Origin of the sequence: Ihubacter sp. rT4E-8 (assembly GCF_049852125.1) — a bacterium.
In the GTDB taxonomy this organism is placed as follows: Bacteria; Bacillota; Clostridia; order Peptostreptococcales; family Anaerovoracaceae; genus Senimuribacter.
In genome coordinates, this window is the sequence record NZ_CP187532.1 from 2,421,844 (window position 1) to 2,433,680 (window position 11,837).

General features: G+C 47.8%; 10 protein-coding genes. All 10 read right to left on the reverse strand.

Translation table 11 applies throughout. The annotated features are described in order from the left end of the window. Positions 1-3: 3 nt before the first annotated feature. Positions 4-1,371 carry a V-type ATP synthase subunit B gene (locus ACPW7J_RS11975; RefSeq protein ID WP_161874206.1) on the reverse strand — a complete coding sequence of 456 codons (1,368 nt, stop codon included), beginning with the start codon at positions 1,369-1,371 and terminating at the stop codon, positions 4-6. Further along, positions 1,355-3,142: a V-type ATP synthase subunit A gene (locus ACPW7J_RS11980; RefSeq protein WP_425755320.1), complete on the reverse strand. Its 1,788-nt coding sequence runs from the start codon at positions 3,140-3,142 to the stop codon at positions 1,355-1,357. The genes ACPW7J_RS11975 and ACPW7J_RS11980 overlap by 17 nt, the downstream gene beginning before the upstream one ends. Next, positions 3,143-3,466, reverse strand: a complete 324-nt coding sequence (locus tag ACPW7J_RS11985) for a V-type ATP synthase subunit F (protein ID WP_161874208.1) — start codon at positions 3,464-3,466, stop codon at positions 3,143-3,145. After that, positions 3,459-4,466 carry a V-type ATPase subunit gene (locus ACPW7J_RS11990; RefSeq protein ID WP_425755321.1) on the reverse strand — a complete coding sequence of 336 codons (1,008 nt, stop codon included), beginning with the start codon at positions 4,464-4,466 and terminating at the stop codon, positions 3,459-3,461. Before ACPW7J_RS11990 ends, ACPW7J_RS11985 begins: the two co-directional genes overlap by 8 nt. A gap of 13 nt (positions 4,467-4,479) precedes the next feature. After that, positions 4,480-5,061, reverse strand: coding sequence for a V-type ATP synthase subunit E (locus ACPW7J_RS11995; RefSeq protein ID WP_161874210.1), 582 nt, complete (start codon positions 5,059-5,061; stop codon positions 4,480-4,482). Positions 5,062-5,080: 19 nt separating this feature from the next. Then, positions 5,081-5,551 carry a V-type ATP synthase subunit K gene (locus ACPW7J_RS12000; RefSeq protein ID WP_161874211.1) on the reverse strand — a complete coding sequence of 157 codons (471 nt, stop codon included), beginning with the start codon at positions 5,549-5,551 and terminating at the stop codon, positions 5,081-5,083. Further along, entirely contained in the window at positions 5,548-7,542 is a 1,995-nt protein-coding gene (locus tag ACPW7J_RS12005) for a V-type ATP synthase subunit I (protein WP_425755322.1), read from the reverse strand. Before ACPW7J_RS12005 ends, ACPW7J_RS12000 begins: the two co-directional genes overlap by 4 nt. Further along, on the reverse strand, positions 7,529-7,876 hold the full coding sequence (locus tag ACPW7J_RS12010) for a hypothetical protein (RefSeq protein WP_425755323.1): 348 nt from the start codon (positions 7,874-7,876) through the stop codon (positions 7,529-7,531). Before ACPW7J_RS12010 ends, ACPW7J_RS12005 begins: the two co-directional genes overlap by 14 nt. Before the next feature lie 174 nt (positions 7,877-8,050). Beyond that, positions 8,051-9,694: a hypothetical protein gene (locus ACPW7J_RS12015; protein WP_425755324.1), complete on the reverse strand. Its 1,644-nt coding sequence runs from the start codon at positions 9,692-9,694 to the stop codon at positions 8,051-8,053. Further along, a complete protein-coding gene (locus ACPW7J_RS12020; RefSeq protein ID WP_425755325.1) occupies positions 9,691-11,787 on the reverse strand; it encodes an efflux RND transporter permease subunit in 2,097 nt (698 codons plus the stop codon). Before ACPW7J_RS12020 ends, ACPW7J_RS12015 begins: the two co-directional genes overlap by 4 nt. Positions 11,788-11,837: the final 50 nt, after the last annotated feature.

The window sequence follows — 11,837 nt, forward strand, 5'->3', positions numbered from 1 at the left end:
CACCTACCCTAAATACTTTTCGATGTACTCGTCTTTAATTCTCTTTAGCTCACTCTTTGGCAACAGTTTCAACAGTTCCCATCCTAAATCCAAAGTATTTTCAATTGTTCTGTCCGTTTCATAGCCCTGAGAAACATACCGCTTCTCAAATTCCTGGCTGAACTTAGCGTACATCAAATCAATTTCCGTCAATGCCGCTTCACCCAAAATTGTCATTAGCTCCAAACACTCTTTGCCTCTGGCGTAAGCAGCAAATAGCTGATTCATCGTATCTGCATGATCCTCACGGGTCTTACCGTTGCCAATGCCTTTATCCTTCAGACGCGACAGCGAAGGCAATACGTCGATAGGCGGCTTGATACCCTTTCGGTACAATTCACGAGACAAGATAATCTGACCTTCCGTAATGTATCCGGTTAAGTCAGGAATCGGGTGCGTCTTATCATCCTCCGGCATCGTCAAAATCGGAATCATCGTAATAGAGCCCTCCTGCCCTCTCTTACGTCCCGCTCTTTCATACATCGTCGCAAGGTCTGTATACAGATAACCCGGATATCCCCGGCGTCCCGGTACTTCCTTACGAGCCGCGGAAACCTCGCGCAGCGCCTCTGCATAATTGGTAATATCAGTCAAAATAACCAATACGTGCATACCCAGATCGAAAGCCAGATATTCAGCAGCCGTCAAAGCCATACGCGGCGTAGCGATACGCTCAACTGCCGGATCGTTGGCCAGGTTCATAAACATGACCGTTCTGTCTATTGCGCCGGTACGTCTGAAGTCCGCGGCAAAGAAATCGGCCTCCTCATAGGTAATACCAATGGCCGCAAAGACAACAGCGAAATTACTTTCTCCGCCGATTACCTTTGCCTGACGAGCAATTTGCGCCGCCAATTCAGCATGAGGCAAACCTGAACCTGAGAAAATCGGTAATTTTTGGCCCCTGACCAGCGTATTCAATCCATCGATGGCGGATACGCCGGTTTGAATAAATTCAGCCGGATAATCTCTGGCCGCCGGATTCATCGGCAAACCATTGATGTCAAGTCTCTTTTCCGCAATAATCTCAGGACCGCCGTCCATCGGTCTGCCCATACCGTCAAAAACACGTCCCAGCATTTCCGGCGATACGCCAAGCTGCGTCCCTCTGCCCAGGAACTTCACCGAGGATTCCTTCAGATTGATACCCGCGGCGCTTTCAAAGAGCTGCACCAGCGCGTCGCTTCCATTGATCTCCAAAACCTTGCAGAGACGTTTTTCACCGCTGGGCAGCAGAATTTCTCCCAGCTCATCATAAGTTACGTTTTCTACATTCTTTACCAGCATCAAAGGCCCGGCGACTTCTGATATGGTCTTATATTCTTTCATCATCGTTTTCCGCCTCCTCACTGATCAAATCCGCAATCTCACTGCGGAGCCGTCCCATCGTTTCCTCATAAGCGGCTTCAATTCTATCTTCCTCTATATACTTAAACCTGCCGATCGCTTCCCTTACCGGCAAAGAAGTCAGCTTTCCAAAAGGAGCGCCTTTCGCCACCGCCTCTTTAGCCAATTCGTAATAGCCCAGAATGAGTTTCAGCATTTTAAACTGTTTATTCAGCGACGTATAGGTGTCCACCTCATGGAAGGAATTCTGATGCAGATAATCCTCTCGAATAGACTTGCTGACTTCCAGTTTCATTCTATCCTCATAGGATAACGCATCTACGCCAACCAGCTGCACAATCTCATCCAACTCCGCTTCTTCCTGCAGCAGCATAATCGCTTCCTGACGAAGCTTCGGAAAATCACCGCTGACATGATCCTCATACCACTTTGTCAGACGGTCCACGTACAGAGAATAGCTCTGCAGCCAGTTGATCGCCGGAAAATGGCGTTTATACGCCAGCGAAGAATCCAAACACCAGAATACCTTTACGATACGCAAGGTCGCCTGAGAAACCGGCTCAGAAATATCTCCTCCCGGCGGAGAAACCGCGCCGATTGCAGACAGAGCGCCCATACGTCCCTCCTTGCCCAGCGAAATAGTCCGGCCAGCCCGTTCATAAAACTGGGCCAATCTGGATCCCAGATACGCAGGATAGCCTTCTTCACCCGGCATCTCCTCCAGACGGCCTGACATTTCACGAAGCGCCTCTGCCCATCTGGACGTTGAATCAGCCATTAATGCCACCGAATATCCCATATCCCTGAAATACTCCGCAATGGTGATTCCGGTATAAATAGATGCTTCACGAGCCGCAACCGGCATGTCGGAGGTATTAGCGATGAGTACGGTACGCTTCATCAAAGATTCTCCGCTTCGCGGATCCTTCAGCTCCGGAAACTCCATCAGTACGTCCGTCATTTCGTTTCCTCGCTCACCGCAGCCGATATAGACTACAATATCCGCATCAGCCCACTTAGCCAGCTGATGCTGGGTCACTGTTTTTCCCGAACCGAATGGACCTGGAATAGCCGCTACACCACCCTTTGCGATCGGAAATAACGTGTCGATAACACGCTGTCCAGTGATCAAAGGCATTTCCGGCACAAGCTTTTCCTTGTAAGGGCGTCCCTTTCTGACCGGCCATTTCTGCATCATCGTCAAAGAGGCAACCGTCCCGTCATCCTTTTTCACTCTGCATACGACATCCTCTACGGTAAAGGAACCGTTTTCAATACTTTCAACCGTTCCTGCAACGCCATAGGGCACCATGATCTTCTGCTGAACAACGACAGTTTCCTGTACGGTTCCGATGATATCTCCAGCCTCAACCAAATCGCCTGGCTTTACCGCAGGAACAAATTCCCATTTCTTCTCTCGATTCAAAGACGGCACACTGATACCACGAGTGATATTCGCGCCGGCCTTTTCACGCATAGCCTCCAGCGGACGTTGAATACCGTCGTACATCGTCTCAATCAATCCAGGACCCAATTCTACCGAAAGCTGCGCGCCCGTAGATACTACCGGCGCACCTGGTCCGATACCTGCTGTTTCTTCATATACCTGGATGGAGGCCATGTCGCCTCTCATCTCTATAATCTCACCGATCAAGCCCAGGTCTCCAACACGAACCACGTCAAACATGTCCGCGGATTCCATACCGGAAGCCACCACCAGCGGGCCCGATACCTTTACAATTTTTCCTTGGCTCATCTACTTTTCACCTCCAAATAGTATATCCGCGCCTACAGCACGTTCGACAGATTTCCTTACACTGTTCATTCCCGTCCCTAAAGCGCCTTCCTTGCCGGGCAGCGGGATGATCGCCGGAAGCCTGGCGTCTTTATACTGCTCTATATCCTCTGCCAACTCTACTGACAGACCTTCTGTAATATAGATAATCGCATATTCGCTTCTTGCAAGCCGATGAAGAATCTTTTTCGCTTCATCACTCTGACCACAGGGAAATACATCAAGTCCCACGGCTTTAAAGCCGAGAACAGAGTCTCTGTCGCCAATTACACCTATTTTATACATATGGTTCCCTCAATCTTTCCCCTATCTGCTCCGGCGTAGATCCAATCAGAATTCCCGTCAAGATGATACGCAAATTATCAATTTCAACTTCCTTCGCATACCAATATCCGGCAATAGGCACAATGCCGAAGGAGTAATACTTCGCCTGTTTGTTAAATTCCATCATCTTATCATCACACAGCTTTTCCAGGAGAGAGAAATCACCGGTTTCTTTGATCTCCCTGCCGCCCTCTGCCATAGGCTCCTGCAATCCATAAGGCGCGAGCTTTTCCGCCATCTGCTCATAGGGTTCCTCATAGCAGGAAATAAACAGCTGCTCACCGATATTTCCTCCCGTCAGGAATACCTTTTGAAAGAAGGACCAGGGTTTCCTGATCTGCCGCAGCCGCACAAAGGTCTTCAAATTGAGGATATCAATCTGACGCTTAACAATACCGATCAGAAAATCCTCCTTCGTTTCCTCTGCTGCAGCCAGCATTTGACGATAACAGGCTTTATCCAAAATGATATCGATTTCCTGTGGATCACCGCCTCTGCCAAACAGATCCGTTGCCTCTATAATCGCCTCTTTCATATAGACCGGCATGAACATATAGTTTCTGTCCCTTACCATAGCCACAACTCGCTTCCAATCCATATCGCCGGTAGACACCAACAGATCTTCATCAGGCGTTATTCCCAGAAATTCCGCTTTCAAGCAGACCTTCACATTGTGATAGTCATAAGGAAACAGGCACAGCGCCAGTTCCTTTCTCTCCGGAAGCGTATCATATATCAGATTAAACAGCTTATTCTGCTCCCTTCTGATAAACCACTCTATATCATTATCATAAAGTTCCTTCGCTTCGCCGTAACCAAATTCACGAAGAATGCCTTCTGCCGCAGCCAGATCTTTGCAGGACGCCAGGCGCATCATATCCTGCCTGTTCATCAGATTCTTGACGAAACTCCCTATATATGCGTCCGCAAAGATGTATTCTTCTGTTTTGCGTTTTGCCATAGAATCTATCTCCTTACTCAAACAATCTGGCAGCTACGTCTCCAACCAGCTCCGCCCGGTTCTCATCTACCAACGCTTCAACCGTGCAGTTTACGTAGACTGAACCGTTTTTCAGCAAAAATCCGCCGCGGATATCTCTCGTTTCCTGAGACAACGTAAAGCTGCTGTTTGCAATCCGCTTCGATGCGGTCTTTACCAACTTATCTCCGATATTTTTCAAGTCTGACGGACTGAGAATCAATTCTCCTGCCGTTGCACCTGTATCAGCCAGCAATCGAACTAAAAACGCGGTATAAGCGTCTCCACCCATAGAAGTGATTCTCTCAATCGCCTGTTCAAAGCAGTTGGCGATCAGCTTTTGCTTTTCTTCCAAAATAACTTTTCGCCCGTCGATCTGTGCTACAGATCTCCTGCGGCTGATCAACCGCTCCTTCTGGCTATTACCCTCAGACTCCGCGCGTTTCAAAATCTCATCAGCCTCAGCCTTTGCCGCTGACAAAATCTCAGAGCATTCCTTCCGCGCCTGATCCGCAGCCGTATCAGCCTGCTCCTGCGCGTCACTGATAATCTTCGCAGTAATCTTCTCTATACTCATTTTACGGTCACACCCTTCATCAAATACCCAGGTTGAACAACATCAAGATGGAAATCAGCAGAGCAAAAATGGCGTATGTTTCAACCATAGCCGCATAGATGATACCTTTAACCATTTGATCCGCGCGTTTGCCAAGTAACATGATGCCGGACGCCGCAGTTTTACCCTGCGCAATACCGGACCAGATACCTACAAGGCCGATAGGCAGGCCGGATGCAAAGATATACAATCCCTGAGACAGAGACAACTCCGCCATACCGCCTCCCAGAAGCCCAATTCGAATAAAAATCAGAAAAGCCATCAGCAATCCATAAATTCCCTGCGTACCAGGCAAAGCCTGCAAAATCAGCGTCTTACCGAACTTCTTCGGATCCTCTGCCAAAACGCCTGCCGCCGCCTGTCCTGCAATACCAACACCCATAGCGCTTCCTATACCAGCTGACGCAGCTACTGCCGCACCAAGTAATGCCCATACATTTCCTGTAATCATTTTTTACCTCCATTAGATTCGTTTGTCAAACGAACATACTTTGTATTCTTTCTAAACGGCTCAAATTCTTCCCCGCCGTCTTCATAAAACTTTCCAAAAAATTCTATATACTGCAGCCTGCTGGAATGAACGAATGCACCCAGTGCATTGATTGCCAGATTAAACGTGTGTCCAATCACGAATACCACCAGCAATACAATCGTTCCTGCCACGCCGCCTCCCATAAGCGAACCCATGGTATTAACTACAGTCGCGATGACGCCTGTAGCCAGTCCCAGCGCCAACAGTCTGGAATATGACAGAATATCTGAAATATAGCCTGTCACATCATACAATGAGGATAAACCTCCTATAATCTTACCGACGCCCTTACGGTCGCGTCCTCCTGTCAGAAGTAAAATCAACGCGCCCGCGATAGCCATATACATACCCGGTTTTACCAGCGCCTCCGACAGACTTCCTCCCGCGAGCCACATCGCCGCGCCCAGAATAACCAGATACCAGGAAAATACATCAAAGACCGCATCCTTCCATTGCCCTCGTTTGATCAGCATGGACGCCTTGATACCCATGCCCAGGAAAAGATGGACAACTCCAAATACCAACGACCAGATCAGCAGTCTGGTTGGGTCCTCAATCGGATTAAACCATAACGGTTGTATAGTAATCTCCTTGTGAAAGATCGTCCTTGCGGCAACCTGAAAGAAATCACCGAACCATCCGCCAAACATAGCTCCCCAAAATACAGTGCTGATACCGCAGTACATGAACATCTTGATCATTCTGTAAGTCATGCCTTCCAAGGCAAACTTACGCAGTACCACAAAACACGCGATGGCAATGACCAGGCCGTAGCCTGCGTCTGACAGCATGATCCCGAAAAACATCGCGTAAAACAGCGCGAAATACTTTGTCGGATCTATACCCCTGTAATCAGGCAGCGAGTACATCTCCATTACAGATTCAAACGGATATACCAGACTGCTGTTGGATGTCAGTACCGGCACATTTTCTCCATCCTTCGGATCCCTGTAGGCATAACAGCATCCGCTGTCGCTGAGAATCTTGTCCACTGTGTCAGATGCCGGTTCAGGCACCCATCCTTCCAGATTAAAGGTTCTCTTTGTTTTAAGCAGCTTGCTTAGCACTCTCTCCCGGTCACGCTCAATAACCAGCTCGTCGTACAAACACGCGATGCCGTCCTTCAGGCTATACAGACTTTCAATTTCTTTTTCTACCTGCTTCAAGCGCTCCTCTGCCTCATGAATCTCTTTGATAATTCGCAGTCTGTTTTCCTCCGCTGTACCGACCCAGCCAGCAAAAGGCACCGGCGTGAAACCATGCTGCTTCAAAATGGTCATTACATTTTCCTGTTCCTCTTTCATAGTAATCACTACCAGATAGATCAAGTCCTTATCTCTGCCCATTTCAGTCAAAACCACAGTTTCTCTGCCATCATAAACCCGCTTCGTAAGCGTATCCATATTAGCGGTAGAAGGAACAACTCCCAATTCCGCCACAGTACGCCTTGTTTCCGTCAGCTCCAGTGGCAGGTCGTAAGAAACCCACGGGGTTACCGCTGCTAAATCCGCTTGTCTTTTGTTGATTTTTTCCCGCAGCTTATGCATCTCCTCACTGCGCTTCAAAACCTCTTGAACATCATCAAAAAGCTTCTGTCTCGCTTTCACGGTTTCCGCAAACGCGGACTTTTCCATGGCTTTGCGGGTAAAAAACAGCGGACTCTTCGCCGTAGAATATCTTTCAAGGGTATCCAGGGCGATAGACACACGATTGATTTCCGCATCCAACGCCGTAACTCTGCTTTCATCGCCGTCGCGTACCGCCAGGTTCTTCCAGCCCTCATCTTCTGTCAACCTTTGACCCTGATCAGTAATCTGTACAACGCCTGCTTCCATCAGATCCGATATGAGCTTTTCCTTTACAGTGTCCAGGCCTATGACAGCCACCTTTTTCATTCTAATGATCGACACTTGCTCCCACGATCCTTTCCGCAATATAGTCTATTACTTTATCCTCTCTTTTCTTCGCAGATTCTTTCATCACCCGGCAATCGTCTCTCGTCTTTTCAAGAAACGTCTCATACTGTCTATCTGCTTCGGCCTCGCCTTCTGCAACAAGGGCGTCGTATATTGACTTTCCCTTTGCTCTGGCCTCGTCAGTAAGTTTAACCGCCTCAGATCTGGCGGCTTCTAACGATTGCTTTGCATCCAGCTTCGCCTTTTTCAGAATTTCATCAGCTTTTGCCTCGCTGTCCCGAATTTTTGTCAATTCCTCAACAAACATCGGTTCATCACCTCCTATCATATTCTATTTCTCTTTAAGCTTTGTGGATAAAAACAAAAAACTTTATCCTTATATAGTTTATACCACCAATTTACTCAATCAAAACACAAAATTACCAAAATTTTCACAGTTCTATCCTTTATCTACCCTATTATATGCAGAAAGAGGCAGAATAACTTCCGCCTCTTTCATGTATTATCTGGGAGAAATATCTTCTGTTTTAAAAATAAATTTTACACTTTGATAATGATCGCCGCTGCCCCACGCGTCATACTCCCTTGCCGCCGCGCTCATAGCGCGCAGTCCGTTCAGCGCGTCTGTCAATTGACCTGCGGACAAGCTCCCAAGCTGCGCCATCAATTTATCTGACATCTGATTAACGCCCTTATTTAGCGCGTCCGCCCCCTTCGCCAACTGCTTGATTCCATCCGTCAGTTCTTCCTCCTTACTTCGCAAAGTTTTCGTTCCATCGAACAATGTCTTTGCTCCGGCATTAACCTGACTGATTCCCTTTTCTAACTGTTCCTGACCTTTTGCTAAAGCCTCCGTGCCCGTTGAAAGCTGCTTCGCACCATCGGCTGCAAGATCAATACCTGCAGAAAAATTCTTTGCTCCCGCGGCTACTGTATCTACGCCTGACGTGTAGGCCTGAAGACCTGCATAAAACGCCGTCACATCGTCTAACTGTTTTTTCAGAGCCGATGCTTGCGCCGCGCCTCCTGCCGCCGCCTGATCTAATATCTGTCCATAATTATCCGGCGTCAGGCTTACGTTCATGCCGGCCGCCTGTAAATTCTGCGAGGCTGACGCGAACACAACGTCTACAATCTGTTTTGCTCCTGCGTTTACCGCGCCGCTGGACTTACTTAACTGGGATAAACCCGCCGACAGTTGATCTGCTCCGTTTTTTAGTTCTCCTGCTCCTGCATACAGCGCATCCGCGCCTTTCTGCAGTTCTCCCGTACCCTTTGTCAGCTGCCCAACGCCCTGTTTAAGCGCCTGGGTTCCATCATATAGCTTTCCCGCGCCGGTCTTTAAAACCTCAGTGCCCTCCATGAGCTTTTCAGCGCCTGCTGACAGCTTCAGCGCTCCGTCGTCCAGCTTCTTCGTTCCTGTCACAAGTGCATCCACACCGTTTGTCAGCTTTTCCATCTGATTTCCCAGATCAGATAAATCCGTATGCCCATCTATGTCAAGCTCCGCGAAGACATCACTGGTAACAAACGTATAAATGGTATCCAGTTCAAAATCCGTTACATCCGCTGACACCGTTACAGTCTCCGGCAAATCCACCTTTGACGCGGCGCTTCCCAGACAACCAGATACCCCTGGCAAACTAAAGCCCAGCACCACGCTTCGGCTTCCATCATCGGTCTTCTTGCCGCCATCCACTTGAATATCAGAAAAGCGGCTGTTATCAAGTACCATACCGCTGACCGCCAGGAATGGCACGCATGCACCGTTTGTATACGTGTGATTCTTGTACGTGATCCGCATCACTACATGACCGCTTCTGCCTGCCAGCTTGTCAGGCTGTATTTCCTTGCCGTCCAGAGTGTAACGGATTTTCATCGTTACAGGAAGCTGGTAATTCTCATACCCATCATAGTGAAGGGTTCCTTTTTCACTGATAATCCGCTGATTTTCCTTCCCTCCGGCGTTCGTCAGCACATATACAGTTTCATCCTCTGATATGACTTTTTTGTCAATTTCTTTCTCACCGCTATCGGACTTTGCCGCCGGCTGATCCGCGAAAGCAGTAACGCTGACCGCGCCTAAGGCCACCATCGCCACCGTCAAAATTACAACCAAACATTTTAATTTTCTATTGTTTTTCATGCTGCTGTTCCTTCTTTCTTTCTATTTTTATATACCCCTCTCATGCCGCCGGTAGTATTCATAATCAGACGGTCAAATAATCTCAGGAATGCTGGCAAAATAAAGATAACTGCCAACATGCTGACTAAAGCGCCTCTGGCCATCAGACTGCACATCGAACTGATAATATCAATTTCCGAGTACAAGGCTACGCCAAAGGTTGCCGCAAAGAACCCAAGGGCGCTGACCAAAACAGAAGGAATCGATGTATGCAGCGCTGTAATAACTGCCGTATCTCTGTCCGCGCCGGATATTCTTTCCCTTTTATATCTGGTAGTCATCAAAATAGCGTAATCCACCGTTGATCCTAACTGTATTGTCGTCAGGCAAATCGGCGCGATAAACGGAAGCCAGGTTCCTGTATAATATGGAATACCCAGGTTGATAAAAATAGCAAAATAGATCGTCATAACCAGAATGACAGGCAAGCTGCCTGATTTTAAAACCAGCGCGATGATCAGGAATATCAGTACGATAGATACAGCGCTGACCAATTTAAAATCCCGATCAGTCGTCTTCATCAAATCCTTTGTGCAAGCCGCTTCTCCAATGATCATGCCCTCTTTATCATAATCCTTTACGATATCATTCATAGCGGTCAGCTGGCGATTAACCTCCTTGCTGGCAGTCCTGTACTCACTCATGGCCAGCATCAGCTGATATTTACCGCTTTTCAATGTGCTTACCGCTTCATCCGGCAAAATTTCCTCCGGAATCGTTTTGCCAATTACAGAGTCCAGAGATAACGCCGTCTTAATACCGTCAACCCCTTCCAAGCGTTCCGTCATCTGGCGGACATCATCTCGGTTCAAGGTCCTGTCTACCAGAATCATATGGGTAGCTGCCATGTCGAATTCATCCATCAGCTTTTCGTTAGAAATCACAAAATTCATATCCTTCGGCAGCGCACCGCCCATATCATAATAGATATTGGTATTGTTATATCCGTATATAGCCGGTCCTAACGTAATAACAAATACCGCCAAAAAGATCGGGCTTTTCTTCACTACGAAAGACGCTGTTTTTTTCATATCCGGAATGATAGATTTATGCCGCGTCCTTTCAATGACTTTGTCAAAGGTTAAAATCAGGGACGGAAGAATCGTCACACATCCGATGACGCCCAGTAAAACGCCCTTTGCCATGACAATACCCAAATCCTTTCCCAAGGTAAAGCTCATGAAACACAACGCGATAAACCCCGCAACCGTTGTAACTGAACTGCCGATAACCGACGCCACCGTATGGCTGATTGCCGCTGCCATCGCTTGATTTTTATCATTTTGCCGTAGCTGTTCCTCCTCATAGCTATGCCACAGGAATATGGAATAATCCATCGTTACCGCAAGCTGAAGCACGGCAGCAAGTGCCTTTGTAATATAGGATATCTCTCCAAGGAAGAAATTACTCCCCAGATTGTATAAGATCGCCATACCAATGCCCGCCAGAAAAATAAAAGGAATCACCCAGGAATCCAACAGCAGCACCATGGCGGCAGTAGCGCAAAGCACCGCGAGTCCTACATAAACCGGTTCTTCTGCTTCGCACAGGTCCTTCAAATCCTTTACCAGCGCCGACATACCCGTCACATAACATGTTTCTCCTGCTATTTCCCTGATTTTTCCTACCGCGTCTATGGTCTCGTCCGCAGAGGTCGACGTGTCAAAGAATACTGCCATCAAGGTCGCGTCCCCTTGATTAAACGCTTCGTAATACTTATCCGGCAATACTTCCAGCGGAATATCTGTCGAGAGAAGATTGCTGTAAGCAATTACAGAATCCACATGCTTCACTTGCTCGATTCCCTCTCGCAAGAGATCCACCTTCTCCGGGCTCTGATCTTCTATGACAATAATAGAAAACGCGCCCTTCCCGTAATCATCCATCAAAATATCCTGTCCGGTAACTGTATCCAACCCTTCCGGCAAGTAGGTCAGCATATCATAATTGATCCTTGTGCCCAGCATACCTATCACAGAAGGTATGCACAAAAGCACACACAGTATAAGAATCACCTTACGATGCTGAACTACCGCATTCGAAAATTTTTCCATATATGATATCTCTCCTTTCTCGATGAATCAACTCTTTCTTCAAACTATGG

What these genes read in the sequence shown, in the direction of transcription:
- ACPW7J_RS11980 (WP_425755320.1), bottom strand. Translation starts at nt 3,142, where the DNA reads ATGAGCCAAGGAAAAATTGTAAAGGTATCGGGCCCGCTGGTGGTGGCT.
- ACPW7J_RS11985 (WP_161874208.1), bottom strand. Translation starts at nt 3,466, where the DNA reads ATGTATAAAATAGGTGTAATTGGCGACAGAGACTCTGTTCTCGGCTTT.
- ACPW7J_RS12010 (WP_425755323.1), bottom strand. Translation starts at nt 7,876, where the DNA reads ATGATAGGAGGTGATGAACCGATGTTTGTTGAGGAATTGACAAAAATT.
- ACPW7J_RS11995 (WP_161874210.1), bottom strand. Translation starts at nt 5,061, where the DNA reads ATGAGTATAGAGAAGATTACTGCGAAGATTATCAGTGACGCGCAGGAG.
- ACPW7J_RS12015 (WP_425755324.1), bottom strand. Translation starts at nt 9,694, where the DNA reads ATGAAAAACAATAGAAAATTAAAATGTTTGGTTGTAATTTTGACGGTG.
- ACPW7J_RS12020 (WP_425755325.1), bottom strand. Translation starts at nt 11,787, where the DNA reads ATGGAAAAATTTTCGAATGCGGTAGTTCAGCATCGTAAGGTGATTCTT.
- ACPW7J_RS11975 (WP_161874206.1), bottom strand. Translation starts at nt 1,371, where the DNA reads ATGATGAAAGAATATAAGACCATATCAGAAGTCGCCGGGCCTTTGATG.
- ACPW7J_RS12000 (WP_161874211.1), bottom strand. Translation starts at nt 5,551, where the DNA reads ATGATTACAGGAAATGTATGGGCATTACTTGGTGCGGCAGTAGCTGCG.
- ACPW7J_RS11990 (WP_425755321.1), bottom strand. Translation starts at nt 4,466, where the DNA reads ATGGCAAAACGCAAAACAGAAGAATACATCTTTGCGGACGCATATATA.